General features: G+C 67.9%; 17 protein-coding genes. 12 read left to right on the forward strand and 5 right to left on the reverse strand.

The window, feature by feature from the left end; genetic code table 11:
- Positions 1-387: 387 nt before the first annotated feature.
- Positions 388-3,978, forward strand: coding sequence for an indolepyruvate ferredoxin oxidoreductase family protein (locus tag DIE22_RS26135; protein WP_124606430.1), 3,591 nt, complete (start codon positions 388-390; stop codon positions 3,976-3,978).
- Positions 3,979-4,122: 144 nt separating this feature from the next.
- Here DIE22_RS26135 and DIE22_RS26140 read toward each other — a convergent pair whose 3' ends face one another.
- Positions 4,123-6,393 carry an NADP-dependent malic enzyme gene (locus DIE22_RS26140; RefSeq protein WP_124606431.1) on the reverse strand — a complete coding sequence of 757 codons (2,271 nt, stop codon included), beginning with the start codon at positions 6,391-6,393 and terminating at the stop codon, positions 4,123-4,125.
- A 463-nt stretch (positions 6,394-6,856) separates the two neighbouring features.
- Here DIE22_RS26140 and DIE22_RS26145 point away from each other — a divergent pair, with 463 nt between their 5' ends.
- From DIE22_RS26145 to DIE22_RS26175, 7 genes are all read left to right on the forward strand, one after another.
- Positions 6,857-7,543 carry an orotate phosphoribosyltransferase gene (locus DIE22_RS26145; protein ID WP_006752465.1) on the forward strand — a complete coding sequence of 229 codons (687 nt, stop codon included), beginning with the start codon at positions 6,857-6,859 and terminating at the stop codon, positions 7,541-7,543.
- A gap of 240 nt (positions 7,544-7,783) precedes the next feature.
- Positions 7,784-8,386: a YbhB/YbcL family Raf kinase inhibitor-like protein gene (locus DIE22_RS26150; RefSeq protein ID WP_124500362.1), complete on the forward strand. Its 603-nt coding sequence runs from the start codon at positions 7,784-7,786 to the stop codon at positions 8,384-8,386.
- 215 nt (positions 8,387-8,601) lie between these two features.
- Positions 8,602-9,174, forward strand: coding sequence for a flavodoxin family protein (locus tag DIE22_RS26155; protein WP_124500361.1), 573 nt, complete (start codon positions 8,602-8,604; stop codon positions 9,172-9,174).
- 189 nt (positions 9,175-9,363) lie between these two features.
- Positions 9,364-10,314: an N-acetyl-gamma-glutamyl-phosphate reductase gene (gene argC / locus DIE22_RS26160; protein WP_124500360.1), complete on the forward strand. Its 951-nt coding sequence runs from the start codon at positions 9,364-9,366 to the stop codon at positions 10,312-10,314.
- 429 nt (positions 10,315-10,743) lie between these two features.
- Complete coding sequence (locus tag DIE22_RS26165; protein ID WP_124500359.1) at positions 10,744-12,177, forward strand: DUF2957 domain-containing protein; 1,434 nt, start codon at positions 10,744-10,746, stop codon at positions 12,175-12,177.
- A gap of 155 nt (positions 12,178-12,332) precedes the next feature.
- A complete protein-coding gene (locus tag DIE22_RS26170) occupies positions 12,333-13,574 on the forward strand; it encodes a DUF2957 domain-containing protein (RefSeq protein WP_124606432.1) in 1,242 nt (413 codons plus the stop codon).
- 18 nt (positions 13,575-13,592) lie between these two features.
- Positions 13,593-14,426, forward strand: coding sequence for an OmpW family protein (locus DIE22_RS26175; protein ID WP_124606433.1), 834 nt, complete (start codon positions 13,593-13,595; stop codon positions 14,424-14,426).
- A 202-nt stretch (positions 14,427-14,628) separates the two neighbouring features.
- Here DIE22_RS26175 and DIE22_RS26180 read toward each other — a convergent pair whose 3' ends face one another.
- The gene (locus DIE22_RS26180) at positions 14,629-15,549 is read right to left on the reverse strand and encodes a LysR family transcriptional regulator (RefSeq protein ID WP_124500357.1); all 921 of its coding nucleotides are present in this window, start codon (positions 15,547-15,549) and stop codon (positions 14,629-14,631) included.
- Positions 15,550-15,645: 96 nt separating this feature from the next.
- On the opposite strand from DIE22_RS26180, the gene DIE22_RS26185 reads away from it, so the two are divergent.
- A complete protein-coding gene (locus DIE22_RS26185) occupies positions 15,646-16,923 on the forward strand; it encodes an MFS transporter (protein ID WP_124606434.1) in 1,278 nt (425 codons plus the stop codon).
- A 73-nt stretch (positions 16,924-16,996) separates the two neighbouring features.
- Here DIE22_RS26185 and DIE22_RS26190 read toward each other — a convergent pair whose 3' ends face one another.
- Positions 16,997-17,632: a LysE family translocator gene (locus DIE22_RS26190; RefSeq protein WP_124500355.1), complete on the reverse strand. Its 636-nt coding sequence runs from the start codon at positions 17,630-17,632 to the stop codon at positions 16,997-16,999.
- A gap of 71 nt (positions 17,633-17,703) precedes the next feature.
- Entirely contained in the window at positions 17,704-18,573 is an 870-nt protein-coding gene (locus DIE22_RS26195; protein ID WP_124606435.1) for an NAD(P)-dependent oxidoreductase, read from the reverse strand.
- 96 nt (positions 18,574-18,669) lie between these two features.
- On the opposite strand from DIE22_RS26195, the gene DIE22_RS26200 reads away from it, so the two are divergent.
- Positions 18,670-19,428 (forward strand): Mut7-C RNAse domain-containing protein, encoded by a 759-nt coding sequence (locus DIE22_RS26200; RefSeq protein WP_124606436.1) that lies wholly within the window; start codon positions 18,670-18,672, stop codon positions 19,426-19,428.
- A gap of 77 nt (positions 19,429-19,505) precedes the next feature.
- On the opposite strand, the gene DIE22_RS26205 is transcribed toward DIE22_RS26200, so the two are convergent.
- On the reverse strand, positions 19,506-19,745 hold the full coding sequence (locus tag DIE22_RS26205) for a hypothetical protein (protein WP_124500352.1): 240 nt from the start codon (positions 19,743-19,745) through the stop codon (positions 19,506-19,508).
- 401 nt (positions 19,746-20,146) lie between these two features.
- Between DIE22_RS26205 and DIE22_RS26210 the strand changes: the two genes are divergently transcribed.
- Positions 20,147-21,352, forward strand: a complete 1,206-nt coding sequence (locus DIE22_RS26210; RefSeq protein ID WP_124606437.1) for an efflux RND transporter periplasmic adaptor subunit — start codon at positions 20,147-20,149, stop codon at positions 21,350-21,352.
- 10 nt (positions 21,353-21,362) lie between these two features.
- Positions 21,363-22,061 (forward strand): ABC transporter ATP-binding protein, encoded by a 699-nt coding sequence (locus DIE22_RS26215; RefSeq protein ID WP_124500350.1) that lies wholly within the window; start codon positions 21,363-21,365, stop codon positions 22,059-22,061.
- Positions 22,062-22,066 lie beyond the last annotated feature (5 nt).

Raw genomic sequence — 22,066 nt, forward strand, 5'->3', positions numbered from 1 at the left:
TGCCGTTGGCCCGCGAGGATCCACCTCCTGCTTCTGCTCTCACGTTCACGGGTGGGACGCGTTCATTTCAATTCTCCTTTAAGACTGCCGGCGCCTCCCCGGTTGCATCGAAACGGACCGACGCGGCCGGGCACCTCCGGCAGGCCGACAAGATTAACGGCATTTGTACGAAGATGGGGCCGGCTTTACATGCTTTTACATGCTGTAACGCCGTCCCGCGCGCCGCTTCGTCGATGCGTGGCGGCGCGCCGGCCGGTGGGCGACGGGTTTATCCCAGTGCTACCATCTCTCAAAACCGGCCAATATGCCGGCCACTGCCGACACGTTCACAAGACGTCGAAGCAACTGAAGCTTTGGTGATCCCAAACTGGGTGGAGGAGACAGTTAATGAATGCCCCGCTAGACGCAGGCCAACGCGCGTCGCTTGAAGCCGCGCTGAAGTCCGTCACGCTTGACGACAAATACACGCTCGAACGCGGCCGCGCGTACATGAGCGGCATCCAGGCCCTCGTGCGCCTGCCGATGCTCCAGCAGGAACGCGACCGCGCCGCCGGCCTCAACACGGCCGGCTTCATCTCCGGTTACCGCGGCTCGCCGCTCGGCGGCCTCGACCTCTCGCTGTGGAAAGCCAAGCAGCACCTCGCGGCCCACCAGATCGTCTTCCAGCCCGGTCTCAACGAAGATCTCGCCGCCACCGCCGTGTGGGGCTCGCAGCAGGTGAACCTGTACCCCGGCGCGAAGTACGACGGCGTATTCGGCATGTGGTACGGCAAGGGCCCGGGCGTCGACCGCACCGGCGACGTCTTCAAGCACGCGAACTCGGCCGGCTCGTCGCCGCACGGCGGCGTGCTCGTGCTCGCCGGCGACGACCACGCGGCGAAATCGTCGACGCTCGCGCACCAGTCCGAACACATCTTCAAGGCCTGCGGGCTGCCGGTGCTGTTCCCGTCCAACGTGCAGGAATATCTCGACTTCGGCCTGCACGGCTGGGCGATGAGCCGCTACTCGGGCCTGTGGGTCGCGCTCAAGTGCGTGACGGACGTGGTCGAATCGTCAGCGTCGGTCGACATCGACCCGCATCGCACCGAGATCGTGCTGCCGACCGACTTCATCCTGCCGGACGGCGGCCTGAACATCCGCTGGCCCGACCCGCCGCTCGTGCAGGAAGCGCGGCTGCTCGACTACAAGTGGTACGCGGCGCTCGCCTACGTGCGCGCCAACAAGCTCGACCGGATCGAGATCGACTCGCCGAATGCCCGCTTCGGGATCATGACGGGCGGCAAGGCGTACCTCGACGTGCGCCAGGCGCTGATCGACCTCGGCCTCGACGACGAAACCTGCGCACGGATCGGCATCCGCCTGTACAAGGTCGGCTGCGTATGGCCGCTCGAAGCGCAGGGCGCGCAGGCGTTCGCGCGCGGCCTCGACGAAATCCTCGTCGTCGAGGAAAAGCGCCAGATCCTCGAATATGCGATCAAGGAAGAGCTGTACAACTGGCCCGATGCGCAGCGCCCGCGCGTGTTCGGCAAGTTCGACGAGAAGGACGGCGCCGGCGGCGAATGGTCGGTGCCGATGGGCAACTGGCTGCTGCCCGCACACTATGAACTGTCGCCCGCGATCATCGCGAAGGCGATCGCGACGCGCCTCGAGAAGTTCGAGCTGCCGTCCGAGGTGCGCGCGCGCATCGCCGCGCGGCTCGCGGTGATCAACGCCAAGGAAATGGCGCTCGCGAAGCCGCACGTGCAGACCGAGCGCAAGCCGTGGTTCTGCTCGGGCTGCCCGCACAACACGTCGACCAATGTGCCGGAAGGCTCGCGCGCGATCGCGGGCATCGGCTGCCATTACATGACGGTGTGGATGGACCGCAACACGAGCACCTTCAGCCAGATGGGCGGAGAAGGCGTGCCGTGGATCGGCCAGGCGCCGTTCACGGACGAAAAGCACGTGTTCGCGAACCTCGGCGACGGCACGTATTTCCACTCGGGCCTGCTGGCGGTGCGCGCGGCGATTTCGTCGAAGGCGAACATCACCTACAAGATCCTCTACAACGACGCCGTGGCGATGACGGGCGGCCAGCCGGTCGACGGCGTGCTGACGGTGCCGCAGATCACGCACCAGCTCGCGTCCGAAGGCGCGAAGAAGATCGTGATCGTCACCGACGAGCCGGAGAAGTACGACGGCCAGAAGGCGCTGCTCGCGCCGGACGTGACGATCCATCACCGCGACCGGCTCGACGACGTGCAGCGCGAGCTGCGCGAGATCGCCGGCACGACGATCCTGATCTACGACCAGACCTGCGCGACCGAGAAGCGCCGCCGCCGCAAGCGCGGCACGTATCCGGATCCGGCGAAGCGCGTCGTGATCAACGATGCGGTGTGCGAAGGCTGCGGCGACTGCTCGGTGCAGTCGAACTGCCTGTCGGTCGAGCCGCTCGAAACCGAATTCGGCACGAAGCGCCAGATCAACCAGTCGAGCTGCAACAAGGACTTCTCGTGCGTGAAGGGCTTCTGCCCGAGCTTCGTGACGGTAGAAGGCGGCCAGCTGAGGAAGCCGAAGGCCGTGTCGGTCGACGGCGGCGCGCTGCCGCCGATTCCGGAGCCGACGCTGCCGGCGATCGATCGTGCATACGGCGTGCTCGTCACGGGTGTCGGCGGCACGGGCGTCGTCACGATCGGCGCGCTGCTCGGGATGGCCGCGCACCTGGAGAACAAGGGCGTGACCGTGCTCGACGTCACGGGCCTCGCGCAGAAGGGCGGCGCCGTGATGAGCCACGTGCAGATCTCGCACGCGCCGACCGACATCCACGCGACGCGGATCGCGATGGGCGAAGCCGACCTCGTGATCGGCTGCGACGCGATCGTCACGGCCGGCGACGAATGCACGTCGCGCATGCGGCACGACACGACGCGCGTGGTCGTCAACAGCGCGCAGACGCCGACGGCCGAATTCATCAAGAACCCGAACTGGGCGTTCCCCGGCCTGTCCGCCGAAAACGACATCCGCGCGGCGGCAGGCGTTGCCGTCGACTTCATCGACGCGAACCGCTTCGCGGTCGCGCTGCTCGGCGACGCGATCTACACGAACCCGTTCGTGCTCGGCTACGCGTGGCAGAAGGGCTGGCTGCCGCTCACGCTCGCGTCGCTCGAACGCGCGATCGAGCTGAACGCGGTGTCGGTCGAGAAGAACCGTGCGGCATTCGACTGGGGCCGGCGCGCCGCGCACGACCTCGCAAGCGTGAAGCAGGCCGCGGCCGGCGACGCACGCCCCGCGCAGGGCGCGACGGTGATCGCGCTGCACACGAAGAAGGCGGTGGATGCCCTGATCGCGAAGCGCGTGGACTTCCTCACCGCGTACCAGAAGGCGGCGTACGCATCGCGCTATGCGGCCTTAGTCGACAAGGTGCGGGCGGCGGAACGCGCACTGGCGGACGGCGACACCGTGCAGGAACCGCTGACCGAAGCGGTCGCGCGCAACCTGTTCAAGCTGATGGCGTACAAGGACGAGTACGAGGTCGCACGGCTGCAGTCCGATCCCGCGTTCCTCGCGCGTCTGTCGTCGCAGTTCGAAGGCGACTGGAAGCTGAAATTCCACCTCGCGCCGCCGCTGTTCGCGAAGAAGGACGCACACGGCCATCTCGTGAAGAAGGCGTACGGCCCGTGGATGATGTCGGCGTTCCGGCTGCTCGCGAAGGCAAAGTTCCTCCGCGGCACGGGGCTCGACCCGTTCGGCCGCACCGCGGAGCGCCGCGCCGAGCGCGCACTGATCGACGAGTACGAAGCGCTGATCGGCGAAGTGTCGGCCAAGCTGAACGCGGCCAACCGCCCGCTCGCGCTCGAGCTCGCGGCGCTGCCGGACGGCATTCGCGGCTACGGCCACGTGAAGGAGAACAACCTGCGCGCGGTGCGCCAGAAGTGGGACACGCTGCTCGCAAAGTGGCGTTCGCCGACGGGCGGCCAGTCGCACCAGCAGGTCGCGTAACGGTGCGTGGCGGGCATTCGCGGTTCGGATGCCCGCCACGCGTTGCCAACGACTCACCTCACGATAAAAAAACGCCACGGAACGCAGGTGCCGTGGCGTTTTTCATTGCGCCGCGCCTGAAGCGCGGCACATGCGGGCGTGGACTTACTTCGTGTTCACGTTCGCGGCGGCAACGGCCGTCATGTTGATGATCCGGCGCACGGTCGCGGCCGGCGTCAGGATGTGGACCGGCTTTGCTGCGCCGAGCAGGAACGGGCCGACCGTCACGCCTTCGCCGCCGACCATCTTCAGCAGGTTGTACGCGATGTTCGCCGCTTCGACGTTCGGCATGATCAGCAGGTTCGCTTCGCCCGACAGCGTCGTGCCGGGGAATGCCTGCTTGCGGATCACTTCCGACAGCGCCGCGTCGCCGTGCATTTCGCCATCGACTTCCAGGTTCGGCGCACGTTCGACGATCAGCTTGCGGGCCTCACCCATCCGGCGCGACGACGCCGACGGCGCGCTGCCGAAGTTCGAGTTCGACAGCAGCGCGGCTTTCGGTGCAATGCCGAAGCGCTCGATCTCGGCCGCGGCCTGGATCGTCATGTCGGCAAGCTGTTCGGCGCTCGGCAGCTCGTTCACGTACGTGTCGCACACGAACAGGTTGCGTCCCGGCAGCATCAGCAGGTTCATCGCGGCAAAGTGCTCGGCGCCCTTCGCGCGGCCCAGCACCTGCTCGATGAACTTCAGGTGGCTGTGGAACGTGTCGATCATCCCGCAGATCATCCCGTCCGCGTCGCCCAGGTGCACGAGCATCGCGCCGATCAGCGTGTTGAACTTGCGCATCGCGGCCTTCGCGACTTCCGGCGTCACGCCGTCGCGCGCGCCAATCTCCTGATACGCCTGCCAGTAGCGGTGGTAGCGCGAATCGTCTTCCGGGTCGACGATTTCGAAATCGGTGCCGGCCTTCAGCTTCGAGCCGATCTTCACGAGGCGCATCTCGACGACCGACGGACGGCCGACGATGATCGGCTTCGCGATCTTTTCCTGCAGCACGAACTGCGCGGCGCGCAGCACGCGCTCGTCCTCGCCCTCGGCGAACACGATGCGCGCCTGCTTCTGCTTCGCGGTCGCGAACACCGGACGCATCACCATGCCGGTGCGGTAGACGGTCGCGCCGAGCTGCTCGCGGTACGCGTCCATGTCCTGGATCGGACGCGTGGCGACGCCCGAATCCATCGCGGCTTGCGCGACGGCCGGCGCGATCTTGATGATCAGGCGCGGGTCGAACGGCTTCGGAATCAGGTAGTCCGGCCCGAACTCGAGCGAGTGGCCTTCATACGCCTTCGCGACTTCCTCGCTCTGGTCGGTTTCCTCGGCCAGCTCGGCGATCGCGCGCACGCACGCGAGCTTCATTTCTTCCGTGATCGTCGTCGCGCCGACGTCGAGCGCGCCGCGGAAGATGAACGGGAAGCACAGCACGTTGTTGACCTGGTTCGGGTAGTCCGAACGGCCGGTCGCGACGATCGCGTCCGGGCGCACGGCCTTCGCGTCTTCCGGGCGGATTTCCGGTTCCGGGTTCGCAAGCGCCAGGATCAGCGGGCGGTCGCCCATCGTCTTGACCATGTCCTGCTTCAGCACGCCCGCGCTCGAGCAGCCGAGGAACACATCCGCGCCGACGATCGCGTCGGCGAGCGTGCGCGCGTCGGTGGTCGCCGCGTAGCGCTGCTTCGACGGATCGAGGTTGCCGCGCCCTTCGTAGATCACGCCCTTCGAGTCGGCGACGAGGATGTTCGCCTTCGTCAGGCCGAGGTTCACGAGCAGGTCCAGGCACGCGATCGCCGCGGCGCCCGCGCCCGAGCACACGAGCTTCACTTCCGACAGCTTCTTGCCGACGACCTTCAGGCCGTTCAGGATCGCGGCCGACGCGATGATCGCGGTGCCGTGCTGGTCGTCGTGGAAGACGGGGATCTTCATGCGCTCGCGCAGCTTCTGCTCGATGTAGAAGCATTCCGGCGCCTTGATGTCCTCGAGGTTGATGCCGCCGAGCGTCGGCTCGAGCATCGCGATCGCCTCGACAAGCTTGTCGGGGTCAGACTCCGACAGCTCGATGTCGAACACGTCGATGCCGGCGAACTTCTTGAACAGGCAGCCCTTGCCTTCCATCACCGGCTTCGCGGCCAGCGGGCCGATGTTGCCGAGACCGAGCACGGCCGTGCCGTTCGTCACGACGCCGACGAGGTTGCCGCGCGACGTGTACTTCTGCGCGTCGAGCGGATCGGCGTGGATCGCCTCGCACGCGGCGGCGACGCCCGGCGAATACGCGAGCGACAGATCGAGCTGGTTCGACAGCGGCTTGGTCGGGGTGACCGAAATCTTGCCGGGTTTCGGGTTCTGGTGATACGCGAGAGCGGCCTGCTTCAGTTGTTCGTCCATGATTGACCTGCGAGAGACATGCGAAATTTTGACGGTTCAGTACACAGCACCTTGAGCCGTGTCTGCCTGAATCGAGGGGATGGTCGACTGCGAGACGGCACGCGACGCGCCGGGTCGGCACGCCATCGAACCTTGGCGGGTAGTGGCAAGAAGAAAGTACAAAGTACTGAACGATTTCCAAGGGTCGCCTAGTGTACACCCCCTAAATGACGTCCGTTGGTGCGGCGCCGCATCCCCGGCATCAGCATCGGGCCGGTCGCGCCCCGTTTGTTTCGCCGGTGGTGAGCCGCGCGCCGAACCTGCGCGAATTCCGCCGAAAACCGGCCTGAATCGGGTAAAATAGCCGGCTACGCGCGCAGCGATGCGATTGGCCCGCCGATCGCACCCCGGCCCCTCGGGCAGGTTCCCCTTGCTGCGCCACCGGGCCCGCGCCCGCTCTTCGCTCATCACCCAAGGAATGCCCATGACAGGCTACGATCGTCAGTCGATCTCGGATACGACCGCCAAAATCCTGCTCGAAGTGCAGGCGGTGCACTTCAACGCCGAAAAACCGTTCATCTTCACGTCCGGCTGGGCAAGCCCCGTCTACATCGACTGTCGCAAGCTGATCTCGTATCCGCGCGTGCGTCGTGCGCTGATGGAAATGGCGGAAACGACGATCATGCGCGACGTCGGCTTCGAGCAGATCGACTCGGTGGCGGGCGGCGAGACGGCCGGCATCCCGTTCGCGGCATGGCTCGCGGACCGTATGATGGTGCCGATGCAGTACGTGCGCAAGAAGCCGAAGGGTTTCGGCCGCAACGCGCAGATCGAGGGTCATCTGGAAGAAGGCTCGCGCGTGCTGCTGGTGGAAGACCTGACGACCGACAGCCGCAGCAAGATCAATTTCGTCAACGCGCTGCGCACCGCGGGCGCGACGGTGAACCACTGCTTCGTGCTGTTCCACTACAACATCTTCAAGGAAAGCGTGTCGGTCCTGAAGGACATCGACGTCGACCTGCACGCGCTGGCGACCTGGTGGGACGTGCTGCGCGTCGCGAAGGCATCGGGCTACTTCGAGACCAAGACGCTCGACGAAGTCGAGAAGTTCCTGCACGCGCCGGCCGAGTGGTCGGCCGCGCACGGCGGCGCAACGGCCCCGAAGGAATGACGCCGTGCCGGCACGCAGGCCGGCACCCTGGCTGGAAAAACCGCTCGCTTCATCGCGAGCGGTTTTTTTTCGTCCGTCGATCCGGATCAGCGTCGTGCCGAATCGCGGGCCGCGGCATGCATCGTTCATCGAACCCTAATGCTAGACTTGATCCATCGCCGCCATCAGCTGCGCGGGCAACGCACAACGCCAACAACGCCGGGAGCATCGGCCCGGCCCACGTGACGGGAGAAGCGCCATATGCGTGTGGATCGCCGGATCACTTCGCCTGCGTCTCCGGGTCGTCCGTCTCCGTTCATCGCCGCCCTTCTCTGCGCCGCCGCGTGCGTCGCGATCGCCGTTCCGCCCGCGCGGGCGGAAGGCCCGTTCACCGTGTCGAGCAGCCAACTGACGCCCGGCGGGCGCGTCGGCGCCGCGAACGTGTTCGACCGCGGCGATTGCAAGGGCGAGAACCGTTCGCCGCAGCTGAGCTGGCGCAATCCGCCGCCCGGCACGCGCAGCTACGCGATCACGATCTTCGATCCCGATGCGCCGGGGCATGGCTGGTGGCACTGGGCCGTCGCCGGCATCCCGGCGAGCGTCACGAGCCTGCCGGCCGATGCGAGCGCGTCGGGGTTCCTGCGGCGCATCGGCGCGAGCGAGGCGCGCAACGACTTCGGGATCGACGGCTACGGCGGCCCGTGCCCGCCGCCCGGCAAGCCGCACCGCTACGTGATCACCGTCCATGCGCTGAAGGGCACGGACCTGCGCGTCGCGCAAGGGCGCCCCGCACCGATGTTCGAGCACGAGATCGGCACGCTGACGATCGGCACCGCGCGGCTCACGGTCAATTACGGGCAGTAAGCAGTCGCGCGCCGCCGCATGTTCGGGGTCGCGATTGCCCGCGCCTGCGAACTTCCAGGCGCGCGACGCGCGCTTTTTTCCCGTCATTTCGGCTTGCTAGACTCGGCTGCACCGATCGCGGCATCCCGTCGCGCATCCGTCGCGCCGCCCGAGTGCGGCGCGTGACGCGGCAGGCCGCGGCGCCCGCCGTTTCGCCCTCTTCCGGAGAACGCTTCATGTCGAACATCGTCATCGTCTATCACAGCGGCTACGGTCACACGCAGAAACTGGCCGACGCCGTCCACGCGGGCGCGCAGGACGCCGGCGCCACCGCACGCCTGATCGCCGTCGGCGAACTCGACGACGCGGGCTGGGCCGCGCTCGACGCGGCGGACGCGATCGTCTTCGGCGCGCCGACCTACATGGGCGGCCCGTCCGCACAGTTCAAGCAGTTCGCCGATGCCACGTCGAAACCGTGGTTCACGCAGAAGTGGAAGGACAAGATCGCCGCGGGCTTCACGAACTCCGCGACGATGAACGGCGACAAGTTCTCGACGATTCAGTATTTCGTCACGCTGGCGATGCAACATGGGATGGTGTGGGTCGGCACCGGCATGATGCCGGCCAACTCGAAGGCGGCCACGCGCAACGACATCAACTACGTCGGCGGCTTCACGGGCCTGCTCGCGCAGTCGCCGGCGGACGCGACGCCCGACGAGGGCCCGCTGCCGGGCGACCTCGACACCGCGAAGGCGTTCGGCCGGCGCGTCGCCGAAGCGACGGCCCGCTGGGTGGCCGGCAGCCGCTGAACGCGCCCGGGGGCGCCCGCCCGCTCGCATCGCCGGTGGCGCGGCGACGCGGTGCCGGCGCGTGAAAGGGACGCAAGACGGTCCGCGGGCCGTCTTTTTTTCGCCCCGTGCGGTGCAGGCCCGCCGGATGACGTCTTAGAATGGCGGTTTCAGGGCGCCGCGGCTCCCGTTTCATTCAGTGAGAGCGAAATGAGCACCAAAGTTTTTGTCGACGGCCAGGAAGGTACGACCGGCCTCAAGATCTTCGAATACCTGTCGGCGCGCAACGACATCGAGATCCTGCGCATCGATGAAGCGAAGCGCAAGGACGTCGACGAGCGCCGCCGCCTGATCAACGCGTCGGACGTCACGTTCCTTTGCCTGCCGGACGTCGCGTCGCGCGAATCGGCATCGCTGGTCGAGAACCCGAACACGACGCTGATCGACGCGAGCACCGCGTTCCGCACGAGCGCTGACTGGGCATATGGCCTGCCGGAACTGACCCGCGCGCAGCGCGAGAAGATTCGGACGTCGAAGCGCATCGCCGTGCCGGGCTGCCACGCATCGGCCTTCGTGCTCGCGATGCGTCCGCTGGTCGATGCCGGCATCGTCGCGCCGACCTTCGCCGCGCACAGCTACTCGATCACCGGCTACAGCGGCGGCGGCAAGTCGATGATCGCCGAATACGAAAGCGCGGCGCCCGGCGGCAAGCTCGCGAGCCCGCGTCCGTATGCGCTCGCGCTGGCGCACAAGCACCTGCCCGAAATGGCCGCTCACACGGGCCTCGCGCACGCACCGATCTTCACGCCGATCGTCGGGCCGTTCCTGAAAGGCCTGGCCGTGACGACCTACTTCTCGCCGGAACAGCTCGCGAAGCGCGCGACGCCGCAGGACGTGCAGCGCGTGTTCGCCGAGTACTACGCGGACGAACCGTTCGTGCGCGTCGCGCCGTTCAACGCGGATGCGAATCTCGACAGCGGCTTCTTCGACGTGCAGGCGAACAACGACACGAACCGTGTCGACCTGTTCGTGTTCGGCAACGAAGAACGCTTCGTCACGGTCGCGCGCCTCGACAACCTGGGCAAGGGTGCATCGGGCGCCGCGATCCAGTGCATGAACCTCAACATCGGTGCCGCCGAGGATACGGGCCTCAAGCGCTGATCCCGCTTGCACGCGATGCAAAGCCGGCCGCTGGCCGGCTTTTTATTTATCCGTATCAGGCAATATATAAAATCCGGACAGCGCATTTACAAATATTTACAAGCTTTCCATTGCGCGATTACCGGGGAATTAATTTCGTACCGGCTTTCTCCAGTCAATCCCGAATAGGGATAAACCGGATACCCTCGCTTTAAACACTGCCGTTATACGCGGGAAGGCTCCGGGAGCCGTCCGTGCGTGGCATCCGCCCCACTTCGGCAGCACTCCACCGCCCTCCGCGCGTTTTAATTCTTACTGAAATCCCCAGTCTGCAAGGATTCGTGACGCCCCTTTTGTTTCAATCGCCTTTTTTAGACGAGTTCATCAATTGACAGCAAAAATCCGGGCAGCGACATTAGCTCGCACAATTAAACGACTGGAGACAGCGGCATGTCGCACGCCTTATCGAAGGGGGTGGCAACGGCCTTTGCCATCGCACCTTTCCTGATTGCCTGTGGTGGAGGGGACGGCGGCACGCCCGCGCCGATCGACGCCCCCCAATGTTCCGGATCGAGCTGCGGCACGCAAGGGCCGCCGCCGTCGCAGCCCGTCAACGGCGCGCTGTGCCCGGCCGATGCCGACATCGTGAAGAGCACGTACCTCGGCGGCGCCGGTAGCGGCGAGATCGTCAGCGTCAACATCGACGCGGTAGCGATGACGTACACGCTCAAGTGGCTCGAATCGCCGATTCCGCTCGCGACCGGCACGGTCACGCCGACCCGCGCCGGCACCACGATCACCGGCAAGGTCATTCATCCGCCGACCGGCACGCTGCCGACCGCGGAACAGACGCGCTGCGCCTTCGTCCTCACGCCGGGTTCGGGCGCCGCACCGAACGGCTCGACCTATTCGACGGCCGCCGACTTCAACCATGCGAACCCGCCGATGCTGCTGGTCGGCATGGGTGTCGCGGGCGGCGGCATCCCCGGTGCGACGGTGCAGTACGACGGGCTGACGATCACCGTCGCCGGCGTCCCGCTCTACAAGAACGTCGGCCAGGTGCCGAACCGCCACTTCGACTTCTATCCGTTCCTCGGCTTCGCGAACACGACGACCGACCTCACGAAGCTGCCGGGCACCTACAACGCGCTGCTCTATCACCTCGTGCCGTCAGGCAACTACGCGACGAAGGGCACGAATTCGAGCGAGACGTTCGATGCGAACGGCGCGTGCACGTCGACGGCGTCGGGCGGCTGCCTGACGACCGGCGATCCGTGGACCGTCAACACCGCGAACGGCGGCTACCTCGACAGCACGAAGGCACCGCAGATCCTGCCGCAGACGCAACTGCCGCTGATCGGCGCGACCGGCAAGTCGGCGACCGCGCACATGGTGATCGGCCAGCTCAACGGCGCGACCGTGCCGGTGGTGGTCCGCACGGGCTACGTGTATCTGGGCACGGACCTGGCGCTGCATACCGACGCGAAGGTCGACGACGAGTCGGGCATCGCGGTGCTCGGCGCGGCGAGCGCGATCCAGTCGGGCGCGATCGACGGCGGCTACGCGGGCGCGGACTCGAACTTCAAGTACACGGCCGCACTGATCCGCGGCAGCAACGCGTCGTTCATCAACCCGACCACGCAGGCTGAAGAAGACGGCTTCACGCTCGACTACGGCCAGGGCACGCCGGGCCTGCTGAACACGACGACGACGCCGGCGAGCGGTGCGACCTACCCGTCCGCATCGGGCGTGGTGATCGCGACGGGCGGCCTGTACGCGGCGCTGATCCAGGGCACGGTGAACGGCGGCGTCACGTCGACGTCGGCGAACTCGAGCACGTCGTCGACGCCGTACTTCGGCGTGGGCGCGCAGATCAGCAAGTAACGATCGGGGACGCGGCGGCGGGCGGTGCGCCGCCGCGGGATGCAGGGAAGGCACGAAACGACGGCGTCCGGCACGACGCGGGCAGCACGAGCACAAGCAACAGAAGCGGCCGACAGGGAGCCGGCCGCCCGACAAGACAAATCTGGAGGAGCAACATGAAGCGCAACCTCATTCTGGCGGCGGCCCTTGCCGCCCCCCTTCTTTCCGCATGCGGCGGCGGCAGCGACAATCCGCCCCCGCTCGTCGAAGACCGGCTGTGCCCGGCGTCGCTCGACTACAGCACCGTATACACGGGCGGCGCCGGCAGCGGCGAACTGGCCAAGGTCCAGCTGGACACGACCAAGATGACCTGGCAGGTCACCTATGTCGAATCGCCGGTTCCGCAAAAGACGGGCACCGTCACGCCGACCCGCGCGGGCACCGTCGACAGCGGCACGCTCACGCAGGAAACGCTGCTGCCGACCAACAAGCTCAACCAGTGCGCGTTCCGGCTGAACGGCGCGAGCCTGGATGCGTCGCGTCCGGCGCGCATCTTCGTCGGCTTCGGCGTCGCGGGCGGCACGATTCCCGGCAAGGAGATCCAGTTCGACGGCGTGCTCGGCCAGGCCGCGGTGCCCGACACGAAATTCCCGTACTACCCGTTCATCGGCTTCTCGTCGATCGAAACCGACATCACGAAGGTCGCGGGCACGTACAGCCACGTCGGCTTCGGCGAAGTGCCGTCGCAAAAATTCGCGCCGGCATCGATCGATGCCAAGGTGACGATCAACGCGGACGGCACGTGGATCAAGTGCGACTCGACCGGTCAGTTCGCCGGCGGCGCGTGCGCGCAGCAGGGCACGAACTTCGTGCAGTCGGCCGACGGCAGCGGTGCGTTCCAGTCGAACAACTACGCGAGCCAGCTGAAGCCGACGCTGTCGGCGACGCCACAGGGCAAGGGCTTCATGATCGTCGGCAAGCTGCGCAACCAGCTGGTGCCGATCCTCGTGCGCACCGGTGTCGCGAACCCGAACCCGACGCCAGACAGCAACGGCGTGCCGGGCCTGACCGCCGACGACGAGTCGAGCATCTCGATCCTTTCGCCGCAGACGGCGGTCACGGTCGGTTCGCAGAACGGCGAGTACATCGGCGTCGACAGCGAGTTCAATTACCGGACCACCGCGCTGATCAACAACCAGGCGACGCTGCTCGATCCGTTCCAGCCGTCGCAGGCGTCGCTCACGAGAGTCCTCGATCTCGACTACACGCAGAAGGTGCCGGGCACGGTCACGACGATCCACACGGGTTCGGGCAGCACGTCGCCGACCGGCAAGTTCATCTTCACGGGCGGCGTGTTCGGGTTCCTCGACAACGCCGGATCGACGCCGTATTTCACGATCGGCGCATTCGTCCAGTAAGCGGAGGGGGAAGCCGTGATGAAGAAAACCCTTCTCTGCGCGGCGGCCGGCGCCGCCGCCCTGGCGCCGCTCGCGGCGCACGCGCAGAGCGCCGGCAGCAACGTCGTCACGCTGGGCTGGTTCCACGTGATGCCGCAGCAAAGCAGCACGCCGATGACGACCAACGTCGCGCCGACGCCGATCAATACGCCGCTGCGGCTGCCGCCGTCGTTCACGTCGCCGGGCACCGGGCTGCGTACGAGCGGCGCCGATACCGTCGGCCTGACGGTCAGCCACTTCCTGACCGACCACATCGCGGTCACGTCGGTGGCCGGCGTGCCGCCGGTGTTCAAGGTGTCGGGCCAGGGCACGATCAAGCCGCCAGGACCTGCCGGCGCGCTCGGCACGCAGAACATCGGGCTCGCGTCGGTGAACCCGATCGTGAAGAGCGTGCGGCAGTGGAGCCCGGCGGTCCTGCTGCAGTACTACTTCGGGCAGGCGACCGCGAAGTTCCGGCCGTTCCTCGGCCTCGGCGTGTCGTACAACTGGTTCAGCGACCTGCAGCTCAACACGAACTTCATCAAGCAGACGCAGGACAACCTCGGCGCGATTCTCGCGGCGGGCGCGGGCAAGCCGGGTACGACATCGGTGGAGGCGAAGGCGTCGTCGTCATGGCAGCCGGTGTTCAACGCGGGCCTGCAGTACAACATGACCGAGCATTTCGGGCTGATCGCGTCGGTGACCTACATCCCGCTGAAGACGACGTCGACGGTGACGATCAAGGCGGCCGACGGCACGGTGCTCTCCGAGTCGAAATCGGACCTGAAGGCCGACCCGATCATCAGCTACGTCGGGATGACCTACAAGTTCTGACGCCGGCAACGGGAACGGACGAAGGACGAATGGATGGCCCGCGGCAAAATCGCGGGCAAAAAAAGCCCGCCTAAGAGGCGGGCTGAATCCATATCAGAGGAGACATGGAGGAGACAGGTGTAACTATAGCGAATCGATTTCCGCATTGCAACATTTCCATAGAGAAAATCAGGATTTTCCCTCGAATGCGCACTCTAGATCGCTAGTTCGATTCCGACCCCTTGCCATTCTCCCGGTCGAGCACCGCTCCCAGCGCATCGCGCAGCAGCGCGACCGGCCGCGTCAGGCGGCCCGGCAGCGCGCCGTGCACGATCCAGACGTTGATCCGCGTCTCCAGCCCCGCCGTTTCCACCACCCGCAGCGCATCGCGATGCGCGCTGCGCGCCAGCGCGTTCGGCGACGCGATGCCGATGCCGGCGCCGCGCGCGACGAGCGACAGCTGCAACTCCGAGCCGAACGCCTCGACCGCGACGTCGAACGGCAGCCCGGCCGCGCCAAGCGCACGGCTCAGCGCCGAACGCATCCCGCAGCCGTCCTGGCTCAGCACCCACGGGAAACCGGACAGCACGTCGAGCGACAGCGGGCCGTCCGGCAGCGGGAAATCGCGCGCGGCGACGAGCACCGTCGGCTGCATGCCGAGCAGCGTGGCCGTCAGCGTGTCGGGCAGCGCCGCGCTGGCCGGCACCATCACCGTCGCGACATCGAGCGTGCCGCGCTCGATGCCCTGCACGAGCGCCGGCGACCAGCCGGCCGTCACGCGCAGCGTCAGCCGCGGAAACGCGTCGCGCAGCCGGTCGATCGGCCGCTCGAGCGCCAGCTCGGACAGGAACGGCGGCACGCCGATGCGCAGTTCGCCCGACGGCTCGCTGTCCGGTGCGCCCGCCGCCATCAATTCGTCGACCGCGCCCAGCACATTGCGCGCGAGCGCATAGACGTCACGACCGGCGGCGGTCGGCTTCAGCGGCTTGCTCTGACGCTCGAGCAGCGGCATGCCCAGCAGCGTTTCGAGGTGCTGCACGCGCCGGGTGAGGCCCGGCTGCGTCAGATGAAGCTTCGCGGCGGCGGCGACCATCGACCCGCTGTCGACTACCGCGACGAACGCCTGGAGATCACGCGTATTCAAAGCAAACTCGCATAATCATGTTAGACATATTTCAATTGTGGCATAAACACCCGCCGCCTACGATGGAGATTCCTTCGCTCGACTCCCTGGCTTCCGATGAACTGCCCTGCCGACTCCTGCCCCGCCGCCGGCCACCCCGCGCTCGGCACACCGCCCGCACTGAGCGCGGGCATGACACTCTTCTTCGCCGCGACGGTCGGCGTGATCGTGATAGGCCTGTTTGCCGCGCAGCCGCTGACCGGCCCGATCAGCGCCGACCTGCGGCTGCCGCCCGGCCTCACGGGCCTCGTCGCGATGCTGCCGCAGCTCGGCTACGCGGCCGGCCTCGTGCTGCTGGTGCCGCTCGTCGACCTGCTCGAGAACCGCCGCCTGATCGTCATGACGCTCGTCGCGTGCGCGGCCGCGCTCGCGCTGCCGGCATTCACGCGTTCCGGCACCGTCTTCCTGCTGGCGACGCTGGCCGCCGGCGCCGCGTCGAGCGTGATCCAGATGCTGGTGCCGATGGCCGCGTCGATGGCGCCCGAAGCGCAGCGCGGGCGCGCGGTCGGCAACGTGATGAGCGGACTGATGCTCGGCATCCTGCTGTCGCGACCGCTCGCCAGCCTGATAGCCGGCACGGCCGGCTGGCGCGCGTTCTACGCGCTGGCCGCGCTCGCGAACGCGGCCAGCGCGGCGGTGCTCGCGCTGCGCTTGCCGCCGCGCGTGCCGTCGGCGACCGACGGCTATCGCGCGCTGCTGGCGTCGATGGGCCGCCTGCTGGCCGACGAACCGGTGCTGCGCCGGCATGCGCTGTCGGCCGCGCTCGCGATGGCCGCGTTCAGCGCGTTCTGGACCGCCGTCGGGCTGCGGCTCGCCCAGCCGCCGTTCGGCCTCGACCTGCACGGCATCGCGCTGTTCGCGTTCGCCGGCGCGAGCGGCGCGATCGTCACACCGCTGGCCGGCCGCGCCGGCGATCGCGGTCATGGCCCGGCCGCGCGGCGCATCGCGCACGTGACGATGCTCGCGGCACTCACCGTGCTCGGCATCGCCGGCGCCGGCTGGTTCGGCTTCGATGCGCACGCGCATCGCGGCGTCGCGCTGGCGCTGCTGGCCGGCGGCGCGGCGTTGCTCGACGCGGGCGTGATCGTCGACCAGACGATCGGCCGCCGGGAAATCAACCTGCTGAACCCGGCCGCACGCGGGCGTCTGAACGGGCTGTTCGTCGGGCTGTTCTTCGTCGGCGGCGCACTCGGCGCGGCCCTCGCGGGCAGCGCGTGGGCGTGGGACGGGTGGCGCGCCGTGTGCGGCGTCGGCTTCGCGTTTGCGGGTGCGGCCGCCGCGTTCGGCGTGTCAGCCGGGCGCCGGAGGGGCGCCACCGCGTGGCCGCGCGCGTGACGCGGGCCCGCATATGAGAACGCCCCGCCCTCTGACGAGGTGCGGGGCGTCCGGCAGGCCGCGCGGGCCGAACTCAGTGGCGAACCAGCGCCATCATCGCGCCGAAGCCGACGAAGATGCCGCCCGTCAGCCGGTTGAAGACCTTCGCGACGCTCTGGCTCTTCAGCGTCGCGCCGATGCGCGTGCCAAACGACGCGTAGACGAGATACCAGCTGACCTCGATCACCGCGAACGTGACGACGAGGATGCCGAACTGCGGCAGCGTCGGCTCGGATGCATTGATGAACTGCGGCAGCAACGCGGCCGCGAACAGGATCGCCTTCGGGTTGCTGCCCGCGACCAGGAAACCATTGCGGAACAGCGCCCAGCGCGATGCCGATGCGCCCTGCAAGACGGCATCGACGTCGGCGGCCGGCGCATCGTCGACGCGTGCGCGCCATGCCTTCACGCCGAGATAGATCAGGTAGGCCGCGCCCGCAAAGCGCAATGCATCGAACATCGCCGGCCAGGCCTCGAGGACCGCGCCGAGCCCCGCCGCGGACACCGCCAGCATCAGCACCAGCGCGCTCAGGCAGCCGGCCATCGTCGACGACGAGCGGCGCAGCCCGTGCCGCGCGCCGTGCGTCATCACGAGCAGCATGTTCGGTCCCGGAATCGCCGACACGACGAACACCGTCGCCACGAAAAGCCACCACGTATGCAGGTTCATGACCACCCCGGCCGAAAGAGAAACGAACTGCCGATTATGCCGCGTGCGTGGCGTTTCTGTCCCGCTCCGGCTCAACGGCCCGCGCGGCGCAGCGCGACTTCGCCGAGCACCGCGAAATCCTGTTCGCCGCCGCCGTGCGCGAGCGCGTCGAGCAGGCTGTCGCGCACGACGCTCGCCACCGGCAGCGGCACCGACGCCGCGTCGCCGGCCTGCAGCGCGAGCCGCACGTCCTTCAGCCCGAGGCGCGCCTTGAATCGCGCGGGTTCGTAGCTGCGCTCGGCGATCATTCCGCCGTAGCCTTCGTAGACCGGCCCGGGGAACACGCTGTTCGTGATCACGTCGAGGAAATCGCGCATCGCGACGCCGTGCGCGCCGAGCAGCGCGGACGCCTCGCCGAGCGTCTCGATCGCCGACGCGAGCGTGAAGTTCGCCGCGATCTTCGCGACGTTCGCATGCTGCGGCAGCGAGCCGAACCGCCAGGTCTTCTGGCCGATCGCGTCGAACAGCGGCTGCACGCGGTCGATCGCCTCGGCCGGGCCGCCGGCCATGATCGTCAGGCGCGCGGCGGCCGCGACGTCCGGGCGCCCCATCACGGGTGCGGCGACATACTGGAGGCCGCGCGACGCGTGTGCATGCGCGAGCGATTCGGCGAGCGCGACCGACACCGTCGCCATGTTCACGTGGATCAGGCCGCGCGGCGCCTGCGCGAGCAGCGCATCGTCGAATACCTCGCGCGCGGCCGCATCGTCGGCGAGCATCGAGAACACGGCATCGCCGCGAAACGCGTCGGCCGGCGACGCGACGATCCGCGCGCCGAGCGCGGCGAGCGGCTCGGCACGCTCGCGCGACCGGTTCCAGACCCGCACCGCATGTCCCGCCTTCAGCAGGTTCGTCGCGATCGCCTGCCCCATTTCGCCCAGCCCGATAAATCCGAGATCCATTGCCTGCTCCTTCGCCCAGTGAAGCGGGGAGTTAAACACAGTTGCCGGCCGTCTGCAGCGCCTGCCTTCGGCCGTGCGCGGTGCGATACTGCACGGATGGCGACCGCGACCTTCCGCTTCCACGACGAACTGAACGCCTTTCTCCCGCGCGCGCAGCGCGACCGCGCGTTCGGACACGCGTGCGCACGCGATGCGACGGTGAAGCATGCGATCGAGGCGCTCGGCGTCCCGCATACCGAAATCGGCCGGCTTCGCGTGAACGAGGCGCCGGCCACGCTCGACCGGCCACTCGACGACGGCGACCGTGTCGAAGCGTTTCCGGAACGCGCGCGGCAGGCATCGAACGGTGCAACCGCACCGCAACCGGAGCCATGGCGCTTCGTCGCCGACGCGCATCTCGGCGGCCTCGCGCAACTGCTGCGCCTCGCCGGCTTCGACACCTGCTACGACAACCACTACCGCGACGACGAACTCGTCGCGCTCGCCGCGCGCGAAGGCAGGATCGTGCTGACCCGCGACCGCGAGCTGCTGAAGCGGCGCGCGGTCGCGCGCGGCTGCTACCTGCACGCGCAGCAGCCGGACGCGCAGCTGCGCGAGCTGTTCGCACGGCTCGACCTCGTGCCGCACATGCGGCCGTTCCGGCTGTGCCTGCGCTGCAATGCGCCGCTGCATCCGCTCGACGCGGCCGCCGCCGCGCCGCGCGTGCCGGACGGCGTCCGGCAGCGGCACCGGCGCTTCGCCGCGTGCGACGTGTGCCGGCGCGTGTTCTGGGAAGGCTCGCACTGGCGGCGCATGCGTTCGGTGGTCGACGCGATGCGCGCGCCGGCGCCTCCGTCCCGCCCTGGCGACGCCTGAAAAAACAAAACCCCGCACGCCGAAGCATGCGGGGTTTTTCGACTGACGGCCGGCAATGCCGGCCCCGAGCGAAGCGCTTAGTTTGCCGCGCCCTTGTCGTTCGTGCCGGCAGCCGAAGCAGCAGCGGCCTTCGCCTTGCCCTTCGCCGAACCGTGGGTCTTCAGCTGGTGTTTCGGCTTGCTGTGATCCTTCTTCATCGGTGCCGAAGCGGGCGCCATCGCGTCGCCTGCCGGCGCCGAAGCCGCCTCCTGTGCGAATGCCGAAACCGATGCGAGTGCGAATGCTGCAGTCATGATCGAAGCGAGCGTCTTCTTCATTGTTCTTCCTTTAGCGGAGAAAAAGTCAAACGTACCGGTAAGAGATGCGAGGCATTCGCATCGGAACACCAGTCGCGCCGGGGTTTCCGGTCGCCGCCGGGCGGCCGGCTTGCGCCGTTTCGCCGCGACAAAGACTGACGTACTGGCTCCACAACGCGCCACCTTCGCGGCGAGTTGACACGCGGCTTGCGCCTCTCGGGTTTTCCCTGACGATGCCGGCTTCCGGCCGCCCCGCCACGCGTATCCGCCATCGCACGGCCCGCCGCCGGCGGCCGCGGCGGCGCGGCAAACCGGCTCTCGCGCGCTGCCCCGCGACGCTATACTGGTCATCCATCCGTCCCTTTCCCCGGAAACCGGAGCGCGGGCGGTCGCCAGACCGCCGCCGTCTCGAGGCACTCAAATTGCCCGAACACAATCTGGACAAACTGAAAATCGAGCGGCGTCCGATCGCGCCGGTACCACGCCGGCGCCGGTGGGTCCGCTATGCGGTGGCCGCCGCGCTCGTCATCGTCGCGATCGTCGCCGCGCTCGCGCTCACCGGCCGGCCGACGGTCGACACGGCTTCCGTCACGTCGGCCTACCCGTACCAGAACGACACCCTGCTCAATGCAACCGGCTACGTCGTGCCGCAGCGCAAGGCCGCGGTCGCGTCGAAGGGCCAGGGGCGCGTCGAATGGCTCGGCGTGCTCGAAGGCACGCGCGTGAAGAAGGACGAGATCATCGCGCGGCTCGAAAGCCGCGACGTCGAGGCGTCGCTGGCGCAGGCGCTCGCCCAGGTGAAGGTCTCCCGCGCAAACCTCGGCGTCGCGCAGGCGGAACTGAAGGACGCCGAGATCGCGCTGCGCCGCACCACGGTGCTCGCGCCGAAGGGCGCGGTGCCGGCCGCGCTGCTCGACACCGATACGGCGCGCGTGAACAAGGCGCGCGCGTCGGTCAACAGCGACCAGGCCGCGATCGCATCCGCCGAAGCGAACGCGCAGGCCGCGCGGGTCGCGGTCGACCAGACGGTGATCCGTGCGCCGTTCGACGGGATCGTGCTCGCGAAGCATGCGAACGTCGGCGACAACATCACGCCGTTCTCGTCCGCGTCGGACAGCAAGGGCGCGGTCGTGACGATCGCCGACATGGACACGCTCGAGGTCGAGGCCGATGTCGCCGAATCGAACATCGCGAAGATCCGGGCGGAGCAGCCGTGCGAGATCCAGCTCGACGCGCTGCCCGACATGCGCTTCGCGGGCCGCGTGTCGCGCATCGTGCCGACCGTCGACCGCTCGAAGGCGACGGTGCTCGTGAAGGTGCGCTTCGTCGACCGCGACGAGCGCGTGCTGCCCGACATGAGCGCGAAGATCGCGTTCCTGTCGAAGCCCGCGTCGCCGCAGGACCGGCAGCCGGTGACGGCCGTGCAGGCGAGCGCGGTGGTCGAGCGCGACGGCCGGCCGGTCGTGTTCGTCGTGAAGGACGACACCGTGCATGCGGCGGCGGTGACGACCGGCACGCGGATCGGCGAACTCGTCGCGATCCGCGGCGTGAAGCCCGGCGACATGGTCGTGCTCGCGCCGGGCGCGAAGCTGAAGGACGGCGCGAAAGTGACCGTCGCGAAGAAATAGCGTGGCGCGCGTGAACGACGCCTCGCCGCCCCTCGTCGAGATCAGCCACGTCGCGAAGTCGTACCGGCGCGGCAACCAGGTCGTGCCGGTGCTGACCGACATCACGCTCGACATCGGCCAAGGCGACTTCATCGCGCTGATGGGGCCGTCGGGTTCCGGCAAGAGCACGCTGCTCAATCTCGTCGCCGGCATCGACCGGCCCGACAGCGGCGAACTGCGCGTGGGCGGCCTCGACATCACGCGGCTCGAGGAAGCGCAACTGGCCGAATGGCGCGCGGCGAACGTCGGCTTCATCTTCCAGTTCTACAACCTGATGCCCGTGCTCACCGCGTTCGAGAACGTCGAGCTGCCGCTGATGCTCACGCCCCTGTCGCGCCGCGAACGGCGCGAGCGCGTCGAACTGGTGCTCGACATGGTGAACCTCGGCGACCGGACCAGCCATTACCCGTCCGAGCTGTCGGGCGGCCAGCAGCAGCGCGTCGCGATCGCGCGCGCGTTGATCACCGATCCGGTGCTGATCGTCGCCGACGAGCCGACCGGCGACCTCGACCGCGCGTCGGCCAGCGACGTGCTGGCGATGCTGCAGCGAATGAACGCCGAGCTCGGCAAGACGATCATCATGGTGACCCACGATGCGCACGCGGCCGCCGCCGCGCGCGCGCTCGTGCATCTGGAAAAAGGGGAGCTGATCGATGGGCACGCCGTCTGACGGAC

The organism is Burkholderia sp. Bp9142 (genome assembly GCF_003853415.1).
In the GTDB taxonomy this organism is placed as follows: domain Bacteria; phylum Pseudomonadota; class Gammaproteobacteria; order Burkholderiales; family Burkholderiaceae; genus Burkholderia.

Excerpts from the sequence above, each read along its gene's own strand:
- DIE22_RS26135 (WP_124606430.1), top strand. The coding sequence starts at position 388 with ATGAATGCCCCGCTAGACGCAGGCCAACGCGCGTCGCTTGAAGCCGCG.
- DIE22_RS26140 (WP_124606431.1), bottom strand. The coding sequence starts at position 6,393 with ATGGACGAACAACTGAAGCAGGCCGCTCTCGCGTATCACCAGAACCCG.
- DIE22_RS26145 (WP_006752465.1), top strand. The coding sequence starts at position 6,857 with ATGACAGGCTACGATCGTCAGTCGATCTCGGATACGACCGCCAAAATC.
- DIE22_RS26150 (WP_124500362.1), top strand. The coding sequence starts at position 7,784 with ATGCGTGTGGATCGCCGGATCACTTCGCCTGCGTCTCCGGGTCGTCCG.
- DIE22_RS26155 (WP_124500361.1), top strand. The coding sequence starts at position 8,602 with ATGTCGAACATCGTCATCGTCTATCACAGCGGCTACGGTCACACGCAG.
- argC (WP_124500360.1), top strand. The coding sequence starts at position 9,364 with ATGAGCACCAAAGTTTTTGTCGACGGCCAGGAAGGTACGACCGGCCTC.
- DIE22_RS26165 (WP_124500359.1), top strand. The coding sequence starts at position 10,744 with ATGTCGCACGCCTTATCGAAGGGGGTGGCAACGGCCTTTGCCATCGCA.
- DIE22_RS26170 (WP_124606432.1), top strand. The coding sequence starts at position 12,333 with ATGAAGCGCAACCTCATTCTGGCGGCGGCCCTTGCCGCCCCCCTTCTT.
- DIE22_RS26175 (WP_124606433.1), top strand. The coding sequence starts at position 13,593 with ATGAAGAAAACCCTTCTCTGCGCGGCGGCCGGCGCCGCCGCCCTGGCG.
- DIE22_RS26185 (WP_124606434.1), top strand. The coding sequence starts at position 15,646 with ATGAACTGCCCTGCCGACTCCTGCCCCGCCGCCGGCCACCCCGCGCTC.
- DIE22_RS26190 (WP_124500355.1), bottom strand. The coding sequence starts at position 17,632 with ATGAACCTGCATACGTGGTGGCTTTTCGTGGCGACGGTGTTCGTCGTG.
- DIE22_RS26195 (WP_124606435.1), bottom strand. The coding sequence starts at position 18,573 with ATGGATCTCGGATTTATCGGGCTGGGCGAAATGGGGCAGGCGATCGCG.
- DIE22_RS26200 (WP_124606436.1), top strand. The coding sequence starts at position 18,670 with ATGGCGACCGCGACCTTCCGCTTCCACGACGAACTGAACGCCTTTCTC.
- DIE22_RS26205 (WP_124500352.1), bottom strand. The coding sequence starts at position 19,745 with ATGAAGAAGACGCTCGCTTCGATCATGACTGCAGCATTCGCACTCGCA.